General features: G+C 40.9%; 18 protein-coding genes and 1 tRNA gene. 14 read left to right on the forward strand and 5 right to left on the reverse strand.

The genetic code is table 11. The features are described 5' to 3' along the window. Positions 1-5: 5 nt before the first annotated feature. The 8 genes from NK987_RS05805 (at position 6) to NK987_RS05840 (ending at position 13,095) form a co-directional block, all read left to right on the forward strand. Complete coding sequence (locus tag NK987_RS05805) at positions 6-1,661, forward strand: SusD/RagB family nutrient-binding outer membrane lipoprotein (protein WP_258423032.1); 1,656 nt, start codon at positions 6-8, stop codon at positions 1,659-1,661. 19 nt (positions 1,662-1,680) lie between these two features. Continuing rightward, a complete protein-coding gene (locus NK987_RS05810; protein WP_258423031.1) occupies positions 1,681-2,640 on the forward strand; it encodes a hypothetical protein in 960 nt (319 codons plus the stop codon). A gap of 173 nt (positions 2,641-2,813) precedes the next feature. Further along, positions 2,814-5,612, forward strand: a complete 2,799-nt coding sequence (locus NK987_RS05815) for a 2-oxoglutarate dehydrogenase E1 component (RefSeq protein WP_259263103.1) — start codon at positions 2,814-2,816, stop codon at positions 5,610-5,612. A 53-nt stretch (positions 5,613-5,665) separates the two neighbouring features. After that, complete coding sequence (odhB, locus tag NK987_RS05820) at positions 5,666-7,204, forward strand: 2-oxoglutarate dehydrogenase complex dihydrolipoyllysine-residue succinyltransferase (RefSeq protein ID WP_259263104.1); 1,539 nt, start codon at positions 5,666-5,668, stop codon at positions 7,202-7,204. A 149-nt stretch (positions 7,205-7,353) separates the two neighbouring features. Then, positions 7,354-8,751, forward strand: coding sequence for a dihydrolipoyl dehydrogenase (gene lpdA, locus NK987_RS05825; RefSeq protein ID WP_259263105.1), 1,398 nt, complete (start codon positions 7,354-7,356; stop codon positions 8,749-8,751). 426 nt (positions 8,752-9,177) lie between these two features. Next, entirely contained in the window at positions 9,178-9,663 is a 486-nt protein-coding gene (locus tag NK987_RS05830; protein ID WP_259263106.1) for a peptide deformylase, read from the forward strand. 282 nt (positions 9,664-9,945) lie between these two features. After that, positions 9,946-12,765, forward strand: coding sequence for a carbamoyl-phosphate synthase large subunit (gene carB / locus NK987_RS05835; protein WP_259263107.1), 2,820 nt, complete (start codon positions 9,946-9,948; stop codon positions 12,763-12,765). Between the two features lie 72 nt (positions 12,766-12,837). After that, entirely contained in the window at positions 12,838-13,095 is a 258-nt protein-coding gene (locus tag NK987_RS05840; RefSeq protein ID WP_241140030.1) for a DUF4834 family protein, read from the forward strand. Positions 13,096-13,119: 24 nt separating this feature from the next. On the opposite strand, the gene NK987_RS05845 is transcribed toward NK987_RS05840, so the two are convergent. Beyond that, a complete protein-coding gene (locus tag NK987_RS05845) occupies positions 13,120-16,293 on the reverse strand; it encodes a histidine kinase N-terminal 7TM domain-containing protein (RefSeq protein WP_259263108.1) in 3,174 nt (1,057 codons plus the stop codon). A gap of 488 nt (positions 16,294-16,781) precedes the next feature. Here NK987_RS05845 and clpB point away from each other — a divergent pair, with 488 nt between their 5' ends. The 5 genes from clpB (at position 16,782) to NK987_RS05870 (ending at position 22,628) form a co-directional block, all read left to right on the forward strand. Next, positions 16,782-19,397, forward strand: coding sequence for an ATP-dependent chaperone ClpB (clpB, locus tag NK987_RS05850; protein WP_259263109.1), 2,616 nt, complete (start codon positions 16,782-16,784; stop codon positions 19,395-19,397). Between the two features lie 131 nt (positions 19,398-19,528). Then, on the forward strand, positions 19,529-20,101 hold the full coding sequence (locus NK987_RS05855; RefSeq protein ID WP_259263110.1) for a pyridoxamine 5'-phosphate oxidase family protein: 573 nt from the start codon (positions 19,529-19,531) through the stop codon (positions 20,099-20,101). Between the two features lie 75 nt (positions 20,102-20,176). Beyond that, entirely contained in the window at positions 20,177-20,752 is a 576-nt protein-coding gene (locus tag NK987_RS05860) for a Pycsar system effector family protein (protein ID WP_259263111.1), read from the forward strand. 59 nt (positions 20,753-20,811) lie between these two features. Beyond that, the gene (locus NK987_RS05865) at positions 20,812-21,903 is read left to right on the forward strand and encodes a hypothetical protein (RefSeq protein WP_259263112.1); all 1,092 of its coding nucleotides are present in this window, start codon (positions 20,812-20,814) and stop codon (positions 21,901-21,903) included. A 338-nt stretch (positions 21,904-22,241) separates the two neighbouring features. Then, entirely contained in the window at positions 22,242-22,628 is a 387-nt protein-coding gene (locus tag NK987_RS05870) for a DUF805 domain-containing protein (RefSeq protein WP_259263113.1), read from the forward strand. Between the two features lie 119 nt (positions 22,629-22,747). Here NK987_RS05870 and NK987_RS05875 read toward each other — a convergent pair. From NK987_RS05875 to NK987_RS05885, 3 genes are all read right to left on the reverse strand, one after another. Then, positions 22,748-22,824, reverse strand: a tRNA-Ala gene (locus tag NK987_RS05875). Between the two features lie 56 nt (positions 22,825-22,880). After that, positions 22,881-23,501 (reverse strand): recombination mediator RecR, encoded by a 621-nt coding sequence (gene recR, locus NK987_RS05880; RefSeq protein WP_258423083.1) that lies wholly within the window; start codon positions 23,499-23,501, stop codon positions 22,881-22,883. Positions 23,502-23,514: 13 nt separating this feature from the next. After that, positions 23,515-23,808 carry an ATP-dependent Clp protease adaptor ClpS gene (locus tag NK987_RS05885; RefSeq protein WP_259263114.1) on the reverse strand — a complete coding sequence of 98 codons (294 nt, stop codon included), beginning with the start codon at positions 23,806-23,808 and terminating at the stop codon, positions 23,515-23,517. A 53-nt stretch (positions 23,809-23,861) separates the two neighbouring features. Here NK987_RS05885 and NK987_RS05890 point away from each other — a divergent pair, with 53 nt between their 5' ends. Beyond that, the gene (locus tag NK987_RS05890) at positions 23,862-25,304 is read left to right on the forward strand and encodes a sodium:solute symporter (RefSeq protein ID WP_259263115.1); all 1,443 of its coding nucleotides are present in this window, start codon (positions 23,862-23,864) and stop codon (positions 25,302-25,304) included. Here NK987_RS05890 and NK987_RS05895 read toward each other — a convergent pair whose 3' ends face one another. Beyond that, positions 25,305-25,670, reverse strand: a complete 366-nt coding sequence (locus NK987_RS05895; protein ID WP_258423016.1) for a helix-turn-helix domain-containing protein — start codon at positions 25,668-25,670, stop codon at positions 25,305-25,307. It abuts the gene before it with no gap. Positions 25,671-25,695: the final 25 nt, after the last annotated feature.

Consider the following 25,695-nt stretch of genomic DNA (forward strand, 5'->3'; position numbering starts at 1 on the left):
CGACAATGAAAAGAAAAATATATAGTCTGATTGTTGCATTTACAATGGTATTTGCTTCATCATGTGATCTTGATTTATTGGATTCACCAAACGAGGTAACGGCCGCTACTGCGGATCCAAGTTGGGTTCTCAATCAAGTGCAGTTATCTTATGCAGGTATGTTTGAAGGAATCAGTAATACCGGTGCACAACTAACTAGAATTTTGGCCCAGCCAAACGTAAACTACCAAAATGCCTACAATGCTACCGCGTTGAATGGTGTTTGGAGTACTTCTTATGCAACTATTTTGAGTGATATTCAATTTATTGAAAATGAGCTTAATACTGAGGAAAGACCTATTCCAAGACACGTTGCAATTGCAAAAGTGATCAAGGCTATGGTTTTGATGCATTTGGTGGATCACCTTGGAGACGTTCCTTATTCAAAGGCACTCAATCCATCTGATTTCGCTCCAACTGTTGACAGTGCTGAAGATGTGTACAAAGTGGCTTTGGATGAATTGGTAGCAGCAAGAGCAGCTTTTGCAATTGCTACAGCAGCGCTTCCAACTGATTTGTATTACAACAACAACGTTACAAGATGGCAGCGTTTGGTAAATACTTTAGAATTGAAGTATTACCTCAATACCAAATTGGTCAACAGTGGTTCAGCAGCAAGAATTGCAGCATTGGTTGCAGAGGATAACTTGTTGAAGGATGGTGATGATTTCGTTTTCAGATATGGCACAAGTCAAACTAACCCTGATTCAAGAGCGCCAAAATTCGGTCAGTACGGTGGTGGCGGTGGTGACTATCAAAGTACTTGGTACATGTACCACTTGACTGAAGCCAAAGGTTTTGATGACCCAAGAGTAAGGTATTACTTGTATCGTCAGACTTTGACAAATCCAACTGATCCTGATGAATTGAGATGCTTGGGTGAAATTGCTCCAGGCCACTATTTGGCAAACAATTTCCCTTTCTGCTTACCTGATTTCAGTCCTACAGGAAGAGGTTATTGGGGAAGAGACCACTTGAACAATGAGGGTATTCCACCGGATGGTTTTAGAAGAACCATGTATGGCTTGTATCCTGCAGGTGGTAGATTTGATGAGAACTCTGCTTCTCCTGTCAATTCACCAACTTTAGGTGCAGGTGGTGCAGGTCTGCAGCCGATTATGTTGTCTGCTTATGTTGACTTTATGGTAGCAGAAGCTATCCAAACTCTTGGTGTACCAGGTGATGCGAAAGCAAGGGTTGAAAGTGGTATTCGTAAGCACATGAACTTTGTAAGGGCATTTGCACTCGCTTCTTCTCAGGGTGGTGTTGTGACTGCGTTCCAACCTAACGCTACTTGGACATCACTCGTTGATTCTTATGTTGCTGCTGTCAACACTGAATGGGATGCGGCTCCTGCCAACAGAAAAATGACCTTGATTGCAAGGGAATATTGGCTGTCTCTTTTCGGTAATGGGGTAGAATCTTATAACCTTTACAGAAGAACAGGCCAGCCTGATGGCATGCAACCTGGTCTTGCTGTTGACCCAGGGTTATTCCCAAGATCTTTCTTGTATCCTACAGTATTTACTGTAACAAACAAAAATGCTCCGGCACAGAAAGCCAATCTTGGTCAAAGAGTGTTCTGGGATACAAATCCTGAAGGTAACGGCTGGATTAACTAACCTCTAAAATTGCTAAAATATGAAATTGATAAAATATAGTTTAGGAATGTTAGTTACCATGTTGGTTTTCATAACCTCATGTACTGACTTCGTTGACCCAAGGATTCCTTATTCTACATTTGATACAGGTGCTTATCTTAGGACTGTGGCCCGTACAAGTGATACCTTTAACTTCTTTGATTTGGGTAACTCCAAGTTTGACATTACCGTTGAAGCTGTTGATGCTGAAAATGGTGCTACTGTCGAATCTGTAGAAGTAAGGGTTAGACGTAGAAGACTGATCCCTGGAGTAGGTTTGGAATATATTCCTGTTGGAACAGGTACTACTGTAAATGATGTACTTGTCAAAACGCTTTCTGCTTCAGACTTTGCTTCCACTACCGAGAGCAAATTTTTGAGAGCCGGTATTGTTGTTACTTCTGCAGAAACATTGTCAGCTTTGGGATTGACCCAATCGCAGATAAATGGTGGTGATGTGTTTGAATTCCGTCTTAAAATGACTGACAAGTCTGGACGTGTATTCAATGATGTCAATGCAAGTGCGGATATCAAAGGTGGTGCTTTCTATGCATCCCCTTTCTTATACAACGTTTCTGTTGTTTGTCCTACTGCTTTGGCAGGAACTTATGAATTCACTTCTTCTGAAATGAGTTCTCCATTTGGATCTTGCCCCGGTACTATCACAGGAACTGTAACATTTACTGCTATTGCAGGTACTACTTCCTATGGTGTTTCTGATGCAACTTTTGGATTCTGGGATTGTTATGGTGATACCTTTGGTGGCAACGTCAGGTTGAATGATGCCTGTGGTTCTTTGTCTTTCTCAGGTTCTGATAAGTATGGAGATACTTACACCTTTAACTTCATCAGTGTTTCACCTGCTGAATTGGTATTCACATGGGTAAACACTTCTGCTGAAACAGGTAGAGTTGTATTGAAATCCAATGCTGGTAAGCCATGGCCTCCCGGATTGAGATAATATCCATTGATAAAAATTAATTGAAAAAAGTAGCACCTTAGGGTGCTGCTTTTTTTTTGTCAATCGCGATTTGTGTCACATTCTTGTTTTGTTTTTTTAATTTGTATAACCGTTTTAACGGTTTTTAAATGTCTTTTTTTGGGTTTACATTTGTCTTGTTGACAATAAAACCAATGGATAAATTCTCCTACATCTCAAATGCACATGTAGCTTATATCGATGAGCTCTATTCTGATTATAAAAATAACCCTGATTCAATAGACCCGAGTTGGAAGGTATTTTTTGATGGCTTTGATTTTGCCATTGCTAAATATGGCGAAGACCATGATTCATTACCACAATCAAAAAGTGCTGAGTTAGCAAAAGAAGCAGTAAATGGTTCATTGCTTACCCCAGGTACGATTATGGATATGGAGCAATTGCCCAAGGAAATCAAAGTCCGGGCTCTGATACATGCATATAGATCCCGTGCCCACCTAAGATCCAAAACCAATCCGGTAAGGGAAAGAAGGGACAGAAAAGCTTTGTTGGATATTGAAGATTTTGGTTTGGACCAAAATGACCTCCATACAGAATTTCAGGCCGGGAAAGAAATCGGTATCGGTACAGTGAAGCTTTCAAAACTGATTGAATCCTTAAAAATCATCTATGAAGGGGCTATCGGTTTCGAATATACTTATATCAGAGATCCTGAAATGTTGGATTGGTTGAAAACCAAATTCGAAAAAGAAGCTTTGTCTTTTAATCCTAGTGTGGATGCTAAAAAAAGAATCCTTTTCAAATTGAACCAAGCTGTAGTTTTCGAGAATTTTCTTCACACCAAATACCTTGGTCAAAAAAGATTTTCTTTGGAAGGAGGCGAAAGCACCATCCCATTTTTGGATGCAGTCATCAATACAGCTGCAGAATTTGGAGTTGAAGAAGTAATGATAGGCATGGCGCACAGAGGCAGGCTCAATGTGCTCTCCAATATCATGGGTAAAACTTACGAGCAGATTTTTTCTGAATTTGAAGGTACTGCCAAGCCGGATCTAACTATGGGAGATGGTGATGTGAAATACCATATGGGCTATTCTTCCGACATCATTACCACAGGGGATAAGAAAGTGAACCTCAAGCTTGCTCCCAACCCTTCACACCTTGAAGCAGTGAACCCGGTCGTTGTTGGGTTTATGAGGGCTAAGATTGATTCCCAGCATAAAAACGATTCAAATAAGGCGCTTCCGATTCTCATCCATGGCGATGCCGCAGTTGCCGGACAAGGGATAGTTTATGAAGTGACTCAGATGGCAGGATTGAAAGGATATAATACTGGAGGTACCATTCATTTTGTCATCAATAACCAAGTTGGGTTTACCACAGATTTTGATGATGCTAGAACTTCTATTTATTGTACAGATGTAGCCAAAATCATCGATGCTCCGGTTATCCACGTAAATGGGGACAATGCCGAAGCGGTGGTATTTGCCGCTAATATCGCAGCTGAGTTCAGACAGAAATTCAAGAAAGACATTTTTGTCGATATGGTATGCTATAGAAGGCATGGTCATAATGAGTCAGATGAGCCTAAATTTACCCAACCTGAACTTTATAATATTATTTCCAAACATCCCAACCCAAGAGAAATCTATGTCAAGAGATTGACTGAAAGAGGAGATATCGATGCAGAGATAGCCAAGGTCATGGATGAAGAATTCAGGCAATTGCTTCAGGACAGACTGAATCTGGTCAAAGAAAAACCTTTGCCTTACCAATTCACCAAATTCGAAAGGGAATGGCAGTCATTGAGAAGATCCACTCCTGAGGATTTTGACCAATCTCCTGAAACTGGTATTTCTATTGATAAAATAGAGAAAGTAGCAGAGGCTTTGACTACAATTCCAAAAGGATTCAAGCCTATCAAACAAATTGAAGTGCAGCTCAAACAAAGGAAGGACATGTTCTTTACTGCCAAATCCCTCAACTGGGCAGCGGCCGAATTGTTAGCATATGGTTCTCTTCTTCTCGAAGGCAAAACAGTAAGAATCACCGGTCAGGATTGTCAGAGAGGAACATTCTCCCACCGACATGCTGTGGTCCACGATGCAAATACCAATAAGCCCTACAATTTCCTAAAAGAACTGAAAGACAGCAAAGGTCAGTTTCATATTTATAACTCCCTGCTGTCAGAATATGCAGTACTCGGGTTTGAATATGGATACGGAATGGCTAGTCCACATTCTCTTACAATATGGGAAGCTCAATTCGGGGATTTTGCCAACGGTGCGCAGACAATGATAGACCAGTTTATTTCTTCAGGAGAATCAAAATGGGGTAAGATGAACGGTATTGTCATGCTATTGCCTCACGGTTATGAAGGTCAGGGACCTGAGCATTCCAACGCCCGACCCGAAAGATTCCTTCAACTATCAGCAGAATACAATATGGTGGTGGCCAATATCACAGAGCCATCTAACTTTTTCCACCTTTTGAGAAGGCAGCAAGCTTGGGATTTCAGAAAACCATGTGTGGTCATGTCTCCCAAATCCTTATTGAGACATCCAAAAGTGGTTTCTCCTTTGGAAGAGTTTACAAAAGGTGAATTTAGAGAGATTTTATTGGATCAGTCTGTTAAGGCCAATGATGTAAAAAGAGTCCTACTGTGTTCAGGAAAGATTTTTTATGACCTGGATGAGGTAAGAGAAAAAGAAAAAGTGACTGATGTGGCAATTATCAGAATTGAGCAATTACATCCTTTTCCGAAAAAACAGATATTGGATGCCCTTAAGGCATATAAAGATGCAGAAATCTTATGGGTGCAGGAAGAACCTGAAAATATGGGGTATTGGAACTACATGTTGAGAATGATGTACAAGGAACTTCCAATGGACATTATTTCCAGAAAACCATCTGCCTCACCTGCCACAGGTTACAATAAAGTCCATGTCGAAGAACAGGGCAAGATTGTCAGGAAGGCTTTGAAACTTTCATAACCTGAGTGGTATTAAGAAAACTTTGGCCATTCTTGGCATAAAAAAACAAAACAATGAACCTAGAAATGAAAGTCCCTACCGTAGGGGAGTCAATAACCGAAGTTACCATTGGTCAGTGGTTTAAAAAAGACGGTGACCAAGTCCAAATGGACGAGGTGATCTGTGAGTTGGAATCTGACAAAGCCACTTTTGAGCTGACAGCGGAAGCTGCAGGTACATTGAAAATCAAAGCCCAAGAAGGGGACACTTTAGAAATCGGGGCAGTTATTTGTGTGATTGATACAGAATCAAATTCAGAAAGCAAAGAAGAAAAAACAGCAGTTATGGAAACAGCAAAATCAAGCCAAGGAGGCAAAACAGGTGAAATCAAAGACATGATTGTACCTACAGTAGGAGAATCAATCACTGAAGTGACTTTGGCTTCTTGGTTAAAAGCAGACGGTGATTATGTGACTTTGGATGAAATCATCGCTGAAGTTGATTCCGATAAGGCTACTTTTGAATTGCCTGCTGAAGCCAATGGAATTCTTCGGCACGTTGCCAAAGAAGGAGACATTTTGGAAATTGGCGGCTTGATCTGCAAGATAGAAGTTGTCGAAGGCGGCGCTCCGGCATCAGCTGCCTCTGCCCCGGCAGAAGCAGAACAGGCTAAAGCAACTCCTTCAGGTAACGAAACCTATGCTACCGGCCATGCTTCTCCAGCTGCCGCCAAGATAATCGCCGAAAAAGGAATCAGTTCCGATGATGTCAAAGGAACAGGCAAGGATGGACGCATCACCAAGGAGGATGCCATCAGCGCTGAAGGCAAACCAAAAGAAGCTCCAAAAGCTGCTGAGGCAAAACCTTCAGCTCCGAAAGTAGAAGCACCTTCAGCTCCAAAAGTTGCAGGATTCAGGGAAAGCAGGAGAGAAAAAATGACTTCTTTGAGAAGAACTGTATCCAGAAGATTGGTAGCAGTGAAGAATGAAACTGCAATGTTGACCACTTTTAACGAAGTCAACATGGGACCCATCATGGATATCCGTAAGAAATACAAAGACCAGTTCAAAGAAAAGCATGGTGTCAACCTTGGCTTTATGTCTTTCTTTACCAAAGCTGTTTGTGTGGCACTTCAGGAATGGCCAGCTGTCAATGCCATGATCGATGGCAACGAAATCATCTACAATGATTTCTGCGACATCTCCATCGCAGTTTCTGCTCCAAAAGGATTGGTGGTACCGGTGATAAGAAATGCTGAAGCTATGAGCTTTGATCAGATTGAAAAAGAAGTAGTAAGATTGGCAGGCAAGGCTAGAGACAACAAATTGTCGATAGAAGAGATGACCGGAGGTACTTTTACCATCACTAATGGCGGTGTTTTTGGTTCCATGATGTCTACCCCGATCATCAATGCACCTCAGTCTGCAATCCTTGGAATGCACAATATCGTGGAAAGACCAATGGCTGTAAACGGTGAAGTCAAAATCTTGCCAATGATGTATCTTGCCCTTTCTTATGATCACAGAATCATCGATGGTAGAGAGTCAGTCAGTTTCTTGGTGCGTGTCAAACAATTGCTCGAAGATCCGACAAGACTGCTTTTTGGAGTTTGATAAAGTTGGAAGTAGGAAGTAGGAAGTAAAAGGTAATTGGTTTAACCGTTAATTCCTTCTTTACTTTCGTCTTTTTACTACAGAATATATAAAATTTGGTGTAAACAAGTCTCACATCTTGTGTCTCACATCTAAAATCTATTTTAAAAATGTACGACGTCATAGTAATCGGTTCAGGCCCGGGAGGATATGTAGCAGCTATCAGGGCAGCACAATTGGGTATGAAAACCACCATCATTGAGAAATACCCCACGCTCGGAGGAACATGCCTCAATGTAGGCTGTATTCCTTCCAAAGCACTTTTGGACTCTTCCGAGCATTACCACAATGCCGCCCATACTTTTAAAACCCACGGCATCAACCTTGACAACTTGGGGGTTAACCTGGAACAGATGATTGCCCGCAAAGCCGAGGTGGTCAAGCAAAATGTGGATGGCATCCAGTTTTTGATGAATAAAAACAAAATTGATGTACACCACGGTTTGGGTTCATTTGTAGATGCCACAACCGTCAAGGTGACGAAAGACGATGGTTCATCTGAAGAGATCAAAGGAAAAAACATCATCATAGCCACCGGATCTAAGCCCGCTACTTTGCCATTTATCAAAATCGACAAGGACAGGGTCATCACCTCTACCGAAGCTTTGAAGCTTAAAGAAATTCCCAAGCACATGATCGTCATTGGCGGCGGAGTGATTGGTATGGAATTGGGTTCTGTCTATGGCAGACTCGGAGCAAAAGTATCGGTGGTAGAATACCTCGATGCCATCATTCCTTCCATGGACCGTACTATGGGCAAGGAACTTCAGAAGTCACTGAAAAAATTGAATTTTGACTTTTATCTGAAGCACAAGGTAACTGCTGTAGAAAACACCGGTAAAGAAGTAATCGTCAAAGCAGAAAACAGCAAAGGAGAAACCATCGAAATCGTAGGAGATTATGTCTTGGTTTCCATTGGAAGAAAAGCCTATACTGAAGGACTGAATGCCGAGGCGGCAGGAGTGAAGATCACCGAAAGGGGATTGGTCGAGGTGGATGCACATCTGAGAACAAATGTGCCAAATATCTACGCCATCGGAGACGTGGTCAAAGGCGCGATGTTGGCACACAAGGCAGAGGAGGAAGGCGTCTTTGTAGCAGAAACTATCGCCGGACAAAAGCCACATATCAATTACCTTTTGATTCCTGGGGTAGTTTACACTTGGCCGGAAGTGGCTTCCGTAGGATATACCGAGGAGCAACTCAAAGAACAGGGAGTCAAATACAAAACCGGGAAATTCCCTTTTATGGCCTCAGGCCGTGCACGGGCTTCCATGGATACGGATGGCGTAGTCAAAGTTTTGGCTGATGCCAATACAGATGAGATCCTTGGTGTACACATGATCGGACCAAGGACTGCCGACATGATAGCCGAGGCGGTCGTTGCGATGGAATTCCGGGCATCGGCTGAGGACATTGCAAGAATGTCCCATGCGCACCCCACTTATACAGAAGCTTTCAAAGAAGCCTGCCTGGCCGCAACGGACAACAGGGCTTTGCATATATAGAACCTAAACCTTTGAGGTCTTTTTTTGACCTCGAAGGTTTTTAAAAAATAAAAAACCTTCAATTTTAAATGGAGGGCATCTTAACCTGTCAGCATTCAATTCTGACAGGTTTTTTTGGAATCTATTTAAAGTATTTTTTTTATGTGTATCCGTATGTATGCAAGTCGCCAAACAAATAGTCGTTGGAGAACGATTTGGTGGTACTATGGACAGTGGACTGTTGTCCGTGGACGAGTATCCGTATTCGATAAAGCCTCTTAAAACCGAACGTGCAATATTGCGGATACTCATATTTTTTTTCTATTCACCATATCCTCATTTACATCACCTGCTGGGAAATATCAATCAATATCCAATATCCATGAATATCCATTTTTAAGGTTCATTCAAGGATAAAAGATTGAAAATCCAATTATCTTCGAATCCATGATAACAGTTGATAATATCCTCAAACTCGGTGATCCCCGCCTCTATGAAAATTGTGCGCCACTGACCCATGACGAACTTCCTTTGGTAGAAAATTGGGTGAAAGACCTGCACGAAGCCATGCAAGATATCCGGAGGAAATATGGGTTTGGGAGAGGGATTGCTGCACCGCAATTGGGAATTATGAAACGGCTTTTTTACCTCAATCTTGACAAACCCTACATCATCATCAATCCCGAAATCACCTATCCAAGCAAGGACATGTTTGAGCTTTGGGATGACTGCATGAGTTTTCCCAATCTGCTCGTCAAAGTCAAAAGACACCAATCCTTGACCTTGGAATACTTGGATGAAAATTGGGAAAAGCAATCTTGGACCGTAGAAGGTGCCATCTCAGAACTTATCCAACATGAATACGATCACCTAAACGGCGTACTCTGTACCATGCGGGCCATTGATGATAAGTCGTTTAAGTGGAAGGAGTGAAGTTTTTCAGGTTTTGGCTCTTTGACCAACAGCCCGGAAGTGGGCTGAAATATTATGCGATAGCCATCGGGATGCAATTGGAATTAAATCGCCTATCCCAATCAATAGGGAAATCCTCTCCTCCAACAAAAGATAGTTCCAAATATTCCGATTTACAAATCGTCTCCATTCACATAATCTTTCTGCCCTTTTTTTGGATATGGTCGGGCTACTTTAAATTATTTCCCTAATTTTGGACCAATTTAGCCGTAAGTAATTAAACCTCTTAAAACCTCTTTTGGAATGCCTAAGGAAACAAGCATCAAGCACACACTCATCATCGGTTCAGGCCCCATTGTCATCGGTCAGGCTTGCGAATTTGATTATGCCGGTTCGCAGGCTTCAAGGTCACTCAGGGAGGAAGGCATCAAAGTCACTTTGATCAATTCCAATCCTGCGACGATCATGACGGATCCGGTGACTGCCGACAATGTGTATTTGTTGCCTCTCGACAAAAAATCCATCATCAAAATCCTGCAAGAGCATCCGGATATTGATTCTGTTTTGCCGACTATGGGTGGACAGACAGCGTTGAACCTTGCCATTGATTGCGACAAGTCAGGCATTTGGAAAAAATACGGTGTCAGGATGATCGGCGTGGATATCGATGCGATCGATACAGCCGAGAACAGAGAAAAATTCAAAGCACTGATGGAAAAAATCGGTGTAGGTGTCTGCAAAGGAGATACCGCTACTTCTTTTCTTCAGGGAAAAGAAATCGCACAGGAGATTGGATTTCCTTTGATTATCAGGGCTTCTTATACACTCGGAGGTGCTGGCGGTGCATTTGTTGAAAAAGAAGAAGATTTTGAAAAAGCCCTTGTCGCCGGACTTCAGGCTTCACCTGTTCATGAGGTGCTCATCGAGCAAAGTATCATGGGCTGGAAGGAGTATGAACTTGAAGTCATGAGGGACAATATCGGCAACATGATTGTCATCTGTTCCATCGAAAACTTCGATCCCATGGGCGTACATACCGGTGATTCCATCACTGTGGCGCCTGCTATGACTTTGCCGGATACGGTTTACCAAAGGATGAGGAATTACGCCATCACGATGATGAACAGCATCGGGAATTTTGCCGGAGGCTGTAATGTACAGTTCTCTGTCAGTCCTGACAATACCCAGATCATCGGGATCGAAATCAACCCAAGGGTTTCCCGATCGTCTGCATTAGCCTCCAAAGCCACCGGATATCCAATTGCCAAAGTAGCAGCAAAATTAGCAGTTGGGTATAACCTCGATGAGCTGACCAATTCCATTACTGGAAATACCTCTGCGTTTTTTGAGCCTGCGATTGACTATGTGATTGTCAAAATCCCAAGATGGAACTTTGACAAATTCAAAGGTTCGGACAGGAGATTGGGACTGTCTATGAAAGCCGTCGGAGAAGTGATGGGCATAGGGCGCAATTTTCAGGAGGCTTTGCAAAAAGCCTGTCAATCACTCGAAATCAAGAGAAACGGCTTGGGAGCAGATGGTAAAGAACTCCGTGACCAACAGAAGATTTTATATAGCCTTGCCAACCCAAGTTGGGACAGGCTTTTCCATATTTACGATGCCTTCAAATTGGGCATTTCATTCAGAACCATCCATGACCTGACCAAAATAGACAAGTGGTTCTTAAGGCAGATTGAGGAATTGATCCATATCGAAGACCAGATAGAGAAATTCAATATCAATACCATCCCAAGGGAATTGATGGATACAGCTAAGAAAAAAGGTTATGCTGACCGTCAATTGGCTCATCTATTGGGTTGTTTGGAAAGTGAAGTCTTTACCAAACGCTACGATGAAATGGGCATCAAGCGGGTTTACAAACTAGTAGATACCTGCGCCGCTGAATTTGATGCACAGACACCTTACTACTATTCTACCTTCGGGGAGGAAAATGAATCTCCGGTTTCCAACAAAAAGAAAGTGGTTGTTTTAGGTTCAGGCCCCAATAGGGTAGGACAGGGGATTGAGTTTGATTACTCCTGTGTCCATGGTGTGTTGGCAGCCAAGGAATGCGGCTACGAAACCATCATGATCAACTGTAACCCCGAAACTGTTTCCACGGATTTTGATATCTCTGACAAGCTGTATTTTGAGCCGGTCTTTTGGGAACATATCTATGAAATCATCCTGCACGAAAAGCCCTTGGGTGTGATCGTACAGTTGGGTGGGCAGACTGCTTTGAAGCTTGCAGAGAAGTTGGATAAATACGGAATCAAGATCATCGGTACAAGCTTCGAAGCATTGGATTTGGCAGAAGACAGGGGAAGATTTTCCACCTTGCTGAAGGAAAATGAGGTTCACTATCCTGAATTCGGAACTATCCACAATACTGACGAAGCCTTGGAATTGTGTAAGACCATCGGGTTCCCGCTTTTGGTGAGACCTTCCTATGTATTGGGAGGTCAGGGAATGAAGATTGTCATCAATGAAAAAGAACTCGAAGAGCATGTTGTAAAAGTGCTTAGAGATATTCCAAATAATGAAATCCTTTTGGACCATTTCTTGGAAAATGCGATTGAAGCAGAAGCAGATGCCATTTGTGACGGGGAGAATGTATATATCATTGGTATCATGCAACATATAGAGCCTGCAGGAATCCACTCTGGAGATTCTTATTCGGTACTGCCTCCATACAATCTTGGAGATTTTGTCATGCGACAGATTGAAACCTATACCAAAAAAATTGCCTTGGCACTCCGCACAGTCGGTTTGATCAATATCCAATTTGCGATCAAAAACGACAAAGTCTATGTCATCGAAGCCAATCCAAGGGCCTCAAGAACAGTTCCTTTTATCTGTAAGGCATATCAGGAACCTTATGTCAATTATGCCGTAAAGGTGATGTTGGGCGAGAAAAAAGTGACTGACTTTGAATTCAATCCGGTCAAAAAGGGTTATGCTATCAAAGAACCGATTTTCTCTTTCCACAAATTCCCCAATGTCAACAAAGAATTGGGTCCTGAAATGAAGTCAACGGGTGAAGCGATTTACTTTATTGACGATTTGATGGATGATTATTTCTTGAAGATTTATTCTGAGAGAAACCTTTACCTAAGTAGATAAAGAGCCAAGAACCGAGAAGCGAGAACCGGGATTTGTCTCGATTCTCGCTTCTAAAATCTAAAAGTCTAAAAAATGGGATTTATTTTCAAATTTCTTCTTATAGCGATTGCCCTTTCCTGGATCTTCTCCAAGTTGCTACAGTTCTTTGTAAAAAGTAAACTCAAGCAGTTTGTAGACCATGCCAATGACCTAAAGCGGGAGGATGATAGGAGGAGAAAACCGCCAGGAGCAAATGTAAATGTGGACCATATTCCAAAGGAATACGAACAAAAAAGGTCAAAGGAAATCAAAGGCGGTGATTATATCGATTATGAGGAAGTGAAGGAATAATCCTTCACTTTTTTTTATAATCCTTTAGTCTTTGATAGATTCCCATTCAGATTTAAGACTGTCCAGGATTTTGGATACTTCCATGATGGTGGTGTTCACCACCGATTTACTTTCTTCCTCCAAATCGATCAACAATTCCACAGCCGAGGAAGTAGCTACCAGTTCCTTGAAGTCGAGATTTAGCCCCACTCCTTTGAGTGCGTGCCCAGTTTGCTTGACCCCGTGGAGGTGGTTTTCTTCCAGATTAGATATCAAGGTTTTTTGAAGCTTTTCGATATTTGAAATGCTTACCTCTAATAATTCTTTAAAAAATTCAGGATCAGATAATCTGTATTCTTCAAATTTGGACGAGGCGATAACCTGTGTTGCGCTAGGAGCAGATCCGAGGTGTTTTTCAATCATTCCGGAAATATCTGAAACCAAAACAGGCTTGCTGAGGTAATCGTCCATGCCTGCCTCTAGACACCTTTGATATTCCCCTTTCACTGTACCTGCAGTCAAGGCAACAATAGGAGTCCTGACCTCAGTCTCAATCTTTCTGATTTCTTTTGTAGCTTCATAGCCGCTCATTTCCGGCATTTGAATGTCCATAAAAATCAGATCAGGTTTTTCTTTTTTATATTCTTCCAAAGCTTCCAGACCATTGTATGCCTCAAAGATTACAGAGGTAGGAAGGAGTTTTTTTACAATCGCTTTGGCCAATAGCATATTGACCGGATTGTCATCTACCAACAAAACTTTGAAGATAGAAGAAGATACTTTTTCTTTTTTAGAAGTGATAGGCATACTACTGCCATTCATTTTCTCTTCAAATTTTGGTTGTACCGTTTCTTCAGAGACAGAAAGGTCAAGCTTGAAATAGAATTTACTTCCTTTACCAAGGCTGGTTTGAAGTTCAAGTTTACTATCCATCAATTCCAGCAACTTGCTGCAAATGGTAAGGCCCAAACCTGTACCTCCGTATTTTCTTGTGGTTGAATTATCTTCCTGTGCGAATGCTTCAAAAATTGTCCGTTCTTTTTCTTTTGAGATCCCGATTCCGGTGTCTTCCACGGAAAAGACAATCGGCATGATTCCATCCTCAGTTTCGGTACCATCAAGGGTAACCCCCAACTCTATGTAACCTTGATGGGTAAACTTTCCGGCATTACTGAGCAGGTTTATCAGTACTTGTTTGACCCTTGTAGAATCTACAAAAACAGATTTGGGAAGTTTTTCATCCAGATTCAGGTTGAGTTTCAGATTCTTTTCGGTAGCGATCGGCTGAATGATTTTCAGGGTATCTGAAACCAAGTCCTTGATATTGACCCATTCTGGGCTCAATTCCAGTTTGCCGGCTTCTATTTTTGAAAAATCAAGAATGTCATTGATCAGGTCCAAGAGCAATGTGCCTGACTGTAAGATAGATTGAAGGAAACCCCTCTGGTTTTCGTCCAGATTGGTTTTCATCAATAAATCCGAAAAGCCAATGACTCCGTTGAGCGGAGTTCTGATTTCGTGGCTCATGTTTGCCAGGAACTCTGATTTTGCAATACTTGCCTCATTTGCCGCTTCCATAGATTGTACGAGGTTTCTTTCCATGTTTTTCCTCTCTATGGCATTGGAAATACTGTCCGCAAAGCTTATCAATAAGGCTGTTTCTGCTTCACTCCATTTTCTTTCATTGGTACAATCATCGAATCCGACAAATCCCCAAAAGTAATCTTCCACATAAATTGGAATCAAAAGAATGGATTTGATATCCTGACTTTGAAGAAGTTCTTTAAGTTCAGGGTCTGTCTCCATTTGGTCTACTATGGCTTGGTACAGTTTGTTTTGAGCCATTACCCGCGATCCTTCACCAAACAAACCTATGGGAAGACCCTGCAGGTTAGGATTGTCGATTTCTGCCGGTACTCCCAATGCGCTCCACTCAAATCTTTGTGAACTGAGTAGATTTCCGTTTTCATCGAGGCTGTTCTCAAAAAGATACGCCCTGTCTACTCCTGCCCCGTCCCCTAGCAAAGTAATGGCTTTTTGGGTCGCTGTCGCAAAATCGTGGTTCGAAAGTAGTTCCTTCGTTGCAAATGCAATCGAGGTCAGCATTTTTTCATTCCTGATCAGGTTGCTGTTTACATTCTGTAAAGTCAGTTCATTAGCCTTAATCAGTTCTTCTGTTGATTTCTGCTCGGAAATGTCCCTCAAGAATAAGTATTGAAAATTGGGTGTTTCCAGATCAAAAGAATCTTTTTCAATATTTTTAAGGTAAACTTCAAAGATTTTCTTCTCTTCGGGGATAGCGATTTCAATTTTATAATTAGGGGAATTGGCAGTAAACAGGCCCTCAAAATCTGAAGAAATTGAGATCAATTGGTCTTTTTTGTAGATTTTCTGAGGGCTTAGCTTTGAGAAAAATTTTCTAGCCGCATAATTCAAGGCTACTACATCACCTAGTCTGTCCAAAATCAAAATTCCGTCAGAGATGTTTTCGAAGATAGTTTTAAAGGCAATTGGATTGGCTCTGAACAGTTGGTATTGAAACAACGCCCAAAATAAAGTTACCCCGCTGATGGCAAGACAGAAAGGAACAGGATCCAAGCCGAAAGGATAAAAACCAAAAACGACAAATAAATAAGCAATCCATGGTATCAAAGTTCCAAAAAGCATGATCAACACCTGGCCTCTGTAAATTTCAGGAATTGAAAAAAGCATTCTGAAAAGCAGAAGGTTAGAGAATATGATTAGTATCGAATTGTAACTGGCGTACATCCAATGCAAAAGACCCCGATCCAAATAAACTGACAAAAAGTAGGAATTATGTGCGGCAGATATTTCCTTGTAAAAAAGGTTGTGATAGTCATTTGTAAATACCATTAAAAGAAAAAATGCTGAAATCCCAAAAATCAAAACCAACCAATTATTGCTGATGAACTTCGCGCGGTCAGTATATTTTAATACAAAGAGAAATAAAAAGGGAGTGACAAATGTGCCTCCGATAAACTCAAGAATGTAAAATAACTTGATCCCTTCGGGGGTAGTGGAAATTAACTCGATACCGTAAAAGAAAGAATAAAAAAAGCAACTTAACATGAAGAATGAAAAATATCGTTCTCCATGTTGGTTGTCTTTACTGAAGGAAAAAAATGCCAAAGTCACAAATAGCAAACTTGTCAGAAATATCGGAGTGGCAAAGGGATTATAAGAAAATTCGAGGTTCATAAATCGCTAAAATTCAAAAGAAGAAGGAATTTAACTATTGGGATTTTGTAGATTAAACTTAGTAAAAATAATTCTTTTACCATCTTAAAAAAACAATATAAGGTAAAATTAAAATTTTTAAAATAAACCTACCGTACAACTTAATTTTTGATTATAAAATTTAAGTAAAATGAATTTAATAGTACTGTTAATTTTGCTTTGATTTCTTATGTATTAGTTGTTTTAATATCAAACATAAATATATTTTAACAATTGACTAGTGCCAAATTCCTTATTCATTTCTTCTGAAGTGATTCCTCCCCTTAATTCTTCTTTCAAGAAACTATATATGTCAAAAAGTCCATTTTTTTGTAATTTACCAAGAGTTCGTAAGACATAATTTCCGATTTCAGGCTTTTTTTACCTTTGGTTAACATTTTGATTGATGGGCAATTGTAACCTAAATGCAAGAAATAATCAGCTAATTAACCAACCTAACCAACTATAATATGGACTTTAAACAATTCACAATAAAATCACAGGAGGCCATCCAAAAGGCTGCTGAACTGGCTTCAGCCGAACAGCAACAGGCGATTGAGCCAGTGCATATTCTTAAAGGAATATTCTCGGAAGATGAGAATGTCACTGATTTTTTGTTTAAAAAGCTTAATGTCAATAAAGGGCTTGTTGCACAAAAAACAGATGATATCATCAAATCTTTACCAAAAGTAAGTGGACAACAGCCCTACCTTTCCAATGCTTCCAACCAGGTTTTGTCCAAAGCAAAGGATTATCTCAAGACATTCGGGGATGAGTTCGTGGCCATTGAGCACCTGCTTTTGTCTATATTGGGAGGATCGGATAAGACCGCCCAGGTCCTAAAAGAAAATGGTCTATCCGAAAAACCGCTAATTGAAGCAATAAAAGAACTTAGAAAAGGAAATAAAGTGACCGATCCAAACGCAGAATCAAAGTATAGGGCTCTGGAAAAATATTCTAAAAACCTGAATGAACTGGCAAAGAAAGGAAAGATTGACCCTGTTATTGGCCGGGATGAAGAGATCAGACGAGTTTTACAGATTTTGGCAAGAAGGACCAAAAACAACCCCATTCTCCTCGGTGAACCGGGTGTGGGTAAAACTGCCATTGTGGAAGGCTTGGCCCAACGTATCGTAAGTGGAGACGTGCCCGAAAACCTCAAAACCAAAACTTTGATTTCACTTGACATGGGTTTACTCGTGGCAGGTGCCAAATACAAAGGTGAATTTGAGGAAAGATTAAAAGCAGTCATCAAGGAAGTGACGGACTCAGAAGGTGAGATCATCCTGTTTATCGATGAAATCCACACCTTGATAGGCGCGGGCGGAGGAGGAGAAGGTGCGATGGATGCTGCCAACTTACTGAAACCGGCTTTGGCAAGAGGCGAATTGCATGCCATCGGTGCTACCACTTTAAAGGAGTATCAAAAATATATTGAAAAAGATAAAGCCCTCGAAAGGAGATTTCAGGCTGTCATGGTCGATGAACCGGATGCTGCTGATGCGATCTCAATTTTGAGAGGAATCAAAGACAAGTATGAACTCCATCATGGTGTCAGAATCAAAGACGATGCGGTTATTGCAGCCGTGGAGCTCTCTCAAAGGTATATCTCAGACAGGTTTCTTCCTGACAAGGCAATTGACTTGATGGATGAAGCTGCCGCAAAACTGAGAATGGAAATTGACTCACTTCCACAGGAATTGGATGAACTCAACAGGAGAATCATGCAGCTTGAAATCGAAAGGGAAGCCATCCGAAGAGAGAACAACAAGGATAAGGAAACTGTCCTGAGTAAAGAAATCGCTGAACTTTCTGAAAAAAGACAGAATGTCAAAGCAAAATGGGAAAGTGAAAAAGCCGTGATCGTAGGTATCAGAAATGAAAAAGAGAATATCGACAAACTCAAACTTGAAGCCGAACAGGCTGAAAGAGCAGGAGATTTCGGTAAAGTTGCAGAAATCAGGTATGGAAAAATTGTAGAGTCTGAAAAAAGATTGGAAGGTTTTAAATTCCAACTGGAGGAAATGCAGCAAGGATCTCCGTTATTGAAAGAAGAAGTCGACAATGAGGATATCGCGGCGGTTGTTTCCAAATGGACGGGAATCCCTCTTTCCAAAATGATCCAAAGTGAAAGAGAAAAACTCCTTCACTTGGAGGATGAGCTTGGAAAAAGAGTGGCAGGACAGCAGGAAGCCATCGTTGCTTTGTCTGATGCTGTCAGGAGAAGCAGGGCAGGATTGCAGGACCCAAGAAGACCTATTGGATCATTCATCTTCATGGGTACAACGGGTGTCGGAAAGACAGAATTGGCCAAAGCCTTGGCTGAATATCTCTTTAATGACGACAATGCCATGGTGAGAATAGACATGTCTGAGTATCAGGAAAGGCATTCCGTAAGCCGCTTGGTAGGAGCGCCTCCGGGATATGTGGGATATGATGAAGGAGGGCAATTGACTGAGGCGGTGAGAAGGAAACCTTATTCTGTGGTGCTTTTAGACGAAATCGAAAAAGCCCATCCCGATGTTTTCAACATTCTGCTTCAGGTCCTGGACGATGGCCGATTGACTGACAATAAAGGTAGGATTGCCAACTTCAAGAATACGATTATCATCTTGACCACCAATATCGGGTCACACCTGATTCAGGAGCGATTTGCCGAAATGGAAGAATGGAACAAGGAAGAGATCATGGAAAAAACCAAATCAGAAGTCTATGATTTGCTCAAAAAATCCGTAAGGCCTGAATTCCTCAACAGGATTGACGAGACGATCATGTTTGAACCTTTGAATAAAAAGGTAATTCGAAAAATTGTCGATATCCAATGGCGAGAGATCCAAAAACGCTTGGCTGAGTCCAATATTGAGATAGAGGCAACCAAAGAAGTTTTGGATTATTTGGGAGAAGTTGGTTTTGATCCAAATTTTGGTGCAAGGCCATTGAAGAGGACTATCCAAAAACTGATCTTGAATGAACTATCCAAACAGATTCTTTCAGGATATATTAAAAATGACTCGGCTGTCTTGGTGGATTTGGATGCTGACCATCAGGTCTATTTCAAAAATGTAGAAAATGTCGAAGTAGTCTAATCGACTAAAGCGGTAAAGGTAAATTTGATGCAAAAACCTGCACGGAATTTGATTCCGTACAGGTTTTTTGTTTGGTATTCAAACCAATACCTTTGGTTGGAGTTTTGATTTTATACCGTTTTAGATATAATATGCTTTTCACCCAAGAGAATTCATTGGAAGAAATATTCCAATCAATAAAACATGAATTAAACAGAGGAGCTTTGGATCCAAAGCATCCGTTTCGTTTTGTTACACTTGCCACCAAATCTGAAAATGGTATTGATGCCAGGTATCTTGTTTTGAGATCAGTGGATGAAGCGTTGAATTTTTATCTTTTTACTGATGCCCGAACCTCAAAAGTACAGCAGTTGACTGTTTTTCCTGATGCAGTTCTTTTGTTTTATCACCCGGGCAAAAGGATACAGGTTAAAGTGAGAGGAAATGCAGAGGTCAGAATAAATGATGGGTTGACGGCTTCATTTTGGTCAAAAGTCCAAGGCGATGCCCGAAAAGCATATAACCAGAAAATGGCTCCCGGCACTACAATTAAAGCTCCAAAAGAAGCATTTGACTGGCAAGAGCCCTTGACAGAATCCAATTTTGCCATCATCAAAATAAAGCCTGAAAAAATTGAAGCACTTCAGTTGAATCGCATGGAGCATCTCCGCATTGTCATGAATTCAAAAGAAGGAAATTGGGATATTTCTTGGATCGCTCCTTAAAAAATGAAAATGAAGCCAATGCTGGATTTGTTGAATAATTATTTTGTAAATTCAGGATTGACAAAACAATAAACAATGGAAGAAATAATACCTGTAAAGAAAGAAAAGGATAAAACCGAAAGAGAAAGACAGACTTTCTATCGGGTAACTTTCAAAAACAACTGTAACCTCCTACAGATCGCGGATAACAAAGCCAATATGATCATCAGCATCAATGCGCTCGTCATTTCCTCGATTATTGCCATCACAGGATACGGTACGATTTCCCACCAATTGGATGTACAGGGACCCATGACGCTTATCCCCATTTTGTTATTGCTTTCCACTTGCCTTGCCTCAACCATTCTCGCTGTCCGTGCTGCAAAACCAAAAATCTTAGGCAAAAACCAAAAGACCCAAGAAAAAGGAAAATCAAGTATGCTGTTTTTTGGAGAGAGTGCTACCTATAACCTTGACGAATACCTCAAAGAAATCGATAGGATTTTACCATCGAAGGAGGAAATAAACCAACAAATGTCAATTGCACTTTTTTATCAAGGCAAAGTTTTGAACAGAAAATATAACCTCCTAGGACATGCCTACAACGTTTTCATCCTAGGATTGGGAGTAGGTGTGGTTACATTTTTGGTCCATCTGATCGTGGCTTCATGATTGGATGGGACTTTGGTAATGAATTCAGATTTTCACAGTATTTAATATATGAATGACTTATGGAAAAATCATTTTTAGTACCGGCATTTTCGATTTCTAAACCAACCAAAATCCTGAAAGTACCTACATGGATTTTTCCCGCTTTCTTAATTTTTGCCTTTTTGGGATCAATTTCAGAATCCAATTCTCAGGAAGATGACGTATCAAAACTTTTCAGGACAGAAGAGATATTGGATATCAGGTTGGGTTTTTCTTTTAAGGATGTGAAAAAATCCGATAAAGAAACTTCCGTTTCCCAAGAATGGCTGTATTACAAAGATAATTCCGGTGAGTGGGATTCACTCCAGGTTGAATTGTTTGCCAGGGGTAACTTCAGAAAAGACCATTGCTTTTTCACACCCCTCAAAATTAAGATAGACAAAAAGGAAAGGGAAGGGACTGTTTTTAAAGGAAACAAAACATTGAAATTGGTAATGCCATGTCAAAACAACAAAGCAGCAGATGACCTGACTTTAAAAGAATACATGATCTACAAAATGTATGAGGAGGTCTCTCCCTATCATTTCCACACCAGATTAGTAAACCTCAGCATTTCTGACAGAAGCGGTAAGCAGGAAAAAACGTATCAGATCAAGGCTTTCCTGATAGAAGATGATTCTGAAATCGCGGATAGGTTTGAAGCCTCCATGAAAAAAGACGTTCAGCTGAATCCCTACAGATTCAAGGACACGGTTTCGATCAGACAGGATTTTTTCCAATACATGATCGGAAATACAGATTGGTCCACTGTAGTCCAACATAACATTGCTGTCATGCAGCTCGCCAACAAAGATTACATTCCCTTATGCTACGACTTTGACATGTCGGGATTGGTAAATGCCCCCTATGCCGTGGTCAATCCGTTGATTCCGATCAATTCCGTGACCGAACGCTACTATTGGGGGGTCTGCAGAGAGGAGGAGTTATTTAAAAACACCAGAGAATATTACCTGTCCATAGAGCCAAATATCTGGGATTCCTATGGGAAAATAGCTTCATTATTGAGTACGAATGAACAGGAAGCCACCAAAAAATTCCTGACTGCCTATTTTGATATCCTCAAAGACGACAAAAAATTCAGGGACAATATTTATTCCAATTGTAGGAAATAAACCATCTGACTCCATTCATCTTCCTTTCCACGATGGCTTGTTTTGCCTTTATGCAAAAGGGCTTTTGATTAAAAAATCCCGAATAGAATCAATGTATTTTTTTCAATTCATCTTATAAAAGAATTTTAGGAAAACTTTACTGTAAAAGCAGAATAACTATTGTTTGGTTATTGAATACTTCCTACTTTAGGAATAGGAAGTCTGTTTTTTGGACTTTGTCAAGCCAACACTGCCCGCTGCCCCGATACCTTAATCTAAGATGGAGTCCAGAGACCATAACAAACGGGGCGTATCCGAAAAGCCATACGATTAGGAAAAGATTTTACCCAACTAGTGTTATGGATTATTTCATCAGTGCAATGAAAAATTATGCGACTTTTACCGGAAGAGCAAGAAGGAGCGAGTATTGGTTTTTTTATTTGTTTTATTTTATTTTTCTTGTTTTGGCTGTAATACTTGACAATTTGCTTGGCATTACCATCGAGGACACCGGAATCGGGCCTCTTTACTTTGTATCGATATTAGCCATGATCATTCCGGGCTTGGCAGTAACAGTGAGAAGGCTTCACGATGTGGGGAAAAGTGGATGGTTTTATTTCATCGTACTCATTCCGATTATTGGGAGCATTTGGTTATTGGTATTGATGGTGACCGACGGTCAGCCCGGCCGAAATAAATATGGCAAAAATCCCAAAGGAATTGGGAATGAAGTGGCACTTTCGTAGAATCTTCTCAAAAAATCAGAAAAGCATGATGCCGCAAGGGTATCAGGCTTTTTTTTGGATTTCAAGTAGGGCTTCTATAAAGCAGTAAATAAAAAAAGACCCACATTTCTGTGAGTCTTTGGTGGAGGATAACGGATTCGAACCGATGACCCCTACACTGCCAGCGTAGTGCTCTAGCCAGCTGAGCTAATCCCCCTTTTTTAATTGATCTGCAAATATAGAAATGCTTTTGGATCAGACAAAAGAAAATCGCTATTCGGCCGAATAATTTACACGTGTCAGAATACTCCTTCCCAAGGTCACTTCATCAGTATATTCCAATTCTCCGCCTACAGGGATTCCCCTCGCTATGGTACTGACTTTGATGCCAAACTCCTTAAGTCTTCTGGTTATGAAAAATGAGGTGGTGTCACCTTCCATGGTAGCGGGAAGGGCAAGGATGACTTCTTTTACTTTTTCATTTTCCGGACTTTGGGCGATTCTGTTGATCAGGCTTTCGATCTTTAAGTCATCGGGCCCAATGCCCTGTATGGGAGAAATTACCCCGCCGAGAACATGGTATAAGCCATTGTATTGGGAGGTGTTTTCGATGGCAAGGACATCCGGAATGTCCTCTACCACACAGATGATGCCTCTCTCTCTCCGCTTACCTGCACAGATGCTGCATACATCGGAGTCGGAGATGTTATGACAAATGCCACAATATTTGATGTCTTTTCTGAGGGAAAGCAAAGATTTTGTCAACTCTTCGGTGACATTTTCTTTTTGCTTGAGGAGGTGAAGTGCAAGCCTAAGCGCTGTCTTTTTGCCTATTCCCGGCAAACGGCTGATTTCATTGACTGCTTCTTCAATCAGTTTGGAGGGGAAATTCACTTTTCCGGATGGGTTAGACGATGGCTGCTTGGATGCCGGCATCCAAAATTGCCTCGCACATGGGTTTTAATTTGGAACGGCTTCCTTTTTTGACGGTACATTTTCCTTTGTAATGAATAATCAAAGTGCACTGTTCAGCCTGTTCGGGGCTATGCTGACATACTTTGATAAGGATCTTGGCGACATGTTCAAAGGTGTTGATATCATCATTGAACACTACCAACTCACACTCTTCAATGTCGATCAATTCCTCCAAAAGGACTTCAACCTCTTCCAACATGGGATATGCCTGTGTATGGTAATTCATTTTGCAAATTTAATAATTATGGGCAATTTAGCGAAATCTACCCTTAAGCCACTATGGACCCAAAGTTAGTTTTAATCGTCATAACATCATATTTTGCGCTCTTGTTTTTGATTTCTTGGTTTACCTCAAGAAATGTTTCCACTGACACTTTTTTTACAGGAGACAGACAATCACCTTGGTTTTTGGTTGCATTCGGGATGATAGGTGCCTCGCTTTCAGGAGTGACATTCATATCCGTACCCGGAGAAGTGGGCAATACGAGTTTTCATTATTTTCAGGTCGTCTTGGGGTATACCTTGGGGTATTTTGTGATTGCAAAAGTGCTGCTTCCATTGTACTATCGGTTAAACCTTGTTTCCATTTATTCCTATTTGGATGAGAGGTTCGGATTTTGGTCATATAAGACGGGAGCTTTTTTCTTTATCCTTTCCCGGACATTGGGTTCTTCTATCAGGGTCTTTCTTGTGGCAGGAGTTCTGCAATTGGTATTGTTTGACAATTGGGGCATTCCGTTTTGGGTTTCTGTATTGATTACAGTATCCTTGATTTGGTTATATACTCACCGTGGAGGTATCAAAACAGTGGTTTGGACTGATACCTTGCAGACCCTGTTTATGTTGCTTGCAGTGGTCATCAGCATTTACCTGATAGGAAAGGATTTGGGAATTTTGACAATCAAACAATACATAGGAACCATTACCGATGATCCCCGGTCCGAAATTTTCAATTGGGATTGGAAATCGGGCACAAATTTTTTCAAGCAGTTTGCCTCAGGTGCATTTATCACCATCGTGATGACAGGATTGGATCAGGACATGATGCAAAAAAACCTTACCTGCCGCAATATTGGGGATGCCCAGAAAAACATGTTTTGGTTTACCATCATCCTGGTGGTAGTCAATTTACTCTTTTTGTCATTGGGAATTTTGTTATATCTATATGCTGAAACAAATGGGATAGCGATCCCTTCCAAATCAGACGATTTATATCCTTTGCTGGCGACTTCTTATTTCAGCTCTTTTGTTGGAATTGTTTTTATCTTGGGTATTACAGCGGCTGCCTATTCGAGTGCAGACTCCACACTTACAGCCTTGACAACTTCTTTTTGTTATGATTTTTTGGAAATCGAAAAAAAATATAAAAAAGAGGATCAGGTTAAGATCAGAAAAAGGGTTCACATCGGTTTTACCGCCCTGATGTTTTTAGTGATTTTGATGTTTAGGTGGATCAATGACCAAAGTGTCATTAATTCAGTTTTTGTCATTGCAGGGTATACCTATGGGCCGTTACTTGGCCTATATGCATTTGGCTTATTTACCAATTGGAAAGTCAAGGATAAATTCGTGCCTTACCTTGCTGTTGCAGCACCCCTTTTGACCTTTACGATCAGCCAAAATTCACAACACCTGCTTTGGGGTTATAAGTTTGGTTTTGAAGTTTTGATCCTCAATGGGCTTCTGATGTTTTTAGGTCTTTATTTGATCAGAAAAAAATAATCAGAGTTCTTGTTTTGCGATCAGTTCATTGATTTTCTTCAATCTTTGAATATTGCTTTCCAATTTCCCTGAACTGCCATCCAAGTCCACCAATATTGAAACCAATCCGCTTTGTTTTTTTTGTGTTTCATGTCCATTATTGACGGATGGAATTTTTGAAATCAATTCCTGTACATCTACTTCATACAAATCGGCAAGTCGGATAGCATCTTCCATTTTGAGATTGGATCTGCCTTGTTCATAGCGAGAATAAGCTGTGTAATCCTTTTTGCCAAGGTATTCGGCGATGTATTCCTGGGTATAACCTCTAAGCACCCTGTGCTTCCTTAGGTTTTCTGCGATATGACTTTTCAATGCTGTTTCCATAATCAATGAATTTTGATTGGATATT

The organism is Aquiflexum gelatinilyticum, from assembly GCF_024813435.1.
GTDB classification, from domain to species: domain Bacteria; phylum Bacteroidota; class Bacteroidia; order Cytophagales; family Cyclobacteriaceae; genus Cognataquiflexum; species Cognataquiflexum gelatinilyticum.

What these genes read in the sequence shown, in the direction of transcription:
- NK987_RS05805 (WP_258423032.1), top strand. Translation starts at nt 6, where the DNA reads ATGAAAAGAAAAATATATAGTCTGATTGTTGCATTTACAATGGTATTT.
- NK987_RS05810 (WP_258423031.1), top strand. Translation starts at nt 1,681, where the DNA reads ATGAAATTGATAAAATATAGTTTAGGAATGTTAGTTACCATGTTGGTT.
- NK987_RS05815 (WP_259263103.1), top strand. Translation starts at nt 2,814, where the DNA reads ATGGATAAATTCTCCTACATCTCAAATGCACATGTAGCTTATATCGAT.
- odhB (WP_259263104.1), top strand. Translation starts at nt 5,666, where the DNA reads ATGAACCTAGAAATGAAAGTCCCTACCGTAGGGGAGTCAATAACCGAA.
- lpdA (WP_259263105.1), top strand. Translation starts at nt 7,354, where the DNA reads ATGTACGACGTCATAGTAATCGGTTCAGGCCCGGGAGGATATGTAGCA.
- NK987_RS05830 (WP_259263106.1), top strand. Translation starts at nt 9,178, where the DNA reads ATGATAACAGTTGATAATATCCTCAAACTCGGTGATCCCCGCCTCTAT.
- carB (WP_259263107.1), top strand. Translation starts at nt 9,946, where the DNA reads ATGCCTAAGGAAACAAGCATCAAGCACACACTCATCATCGGTTCAGGC.
- NK987_RS05840 (WP_241140030.1), top strand. Translation starts at nt 12,838, where the DNA reads ATGGGATTTATTTTCAAATTTCTTCTTATAGCGATTGCCCTTTCCTGG.
- NK987_RS05845 (WP_259263108.1), bottom strand. Translation starts at nt 16,293, where the DNA reads ATGAACCTCGAATTTTCTTATAATCCCTTTGCCACTCCGATATTTCTG.
- clpB (WP_259263109.1), top strand. Translation starts at nt 16,782, where the DNA reads ATGGACTTTAAACAATTCACAATAAAATCACAGGAGGCCATCCAAAAG.
- NK987_RS05855 (WP_259263110.1), top strand. Translation starts at nt 19,529, where the DNA reads ATGCTTTTCACCCAAGAGAATTCATTGGAAGAAATATTCCAATCAATA.
- NK987_RS05860 (WP_259263111.1), top strand. Translation starts at nt 20,177, where the DNA reads ATGGAAGAAATAATACCTGTAAAGAAAGAAAAGGATAAAACCGAAAGA.
- NK987_RS05865 (WP_259263112.1), top strand. Translation starts at nt 20,812, where the DNA reads ATGGAAAAATCATTTTTAGTACCGGCATTTTCGATTTCTAAACCAACC.
- NK987_RS05870 (WP_259263113.1), top strand. Translation starts at nt 22,242, where the DNA reads ATGGATTATTTCATCAGTGCAATGAAAAATTATGCGACTTTTACCGGA.
- NK987_RS05885 (WP_259263114.1), bottom strand. Translation starts at nt 23,808, where the DNA reads ATGAATTACCATACACAGGCATATCCCATGTTGGAAGAGGTTGAAGTC.
- NK987_RS05890 (WP_259263115.1), top strand. Translation starts at nt 23,862, where the DNA reads ATGGACCCAAAGTTAGTTTTAATCGTCATAACATCATATTTTGCGCTC.
- NK987_RS05895 (WP_258423016.1), bottom strand. Translation starts at nt 25,670, where the DNA reads ATGGAAACAGCATTGAAAAGTCATATCGCAGAAAACCTAAGGAAGCAC.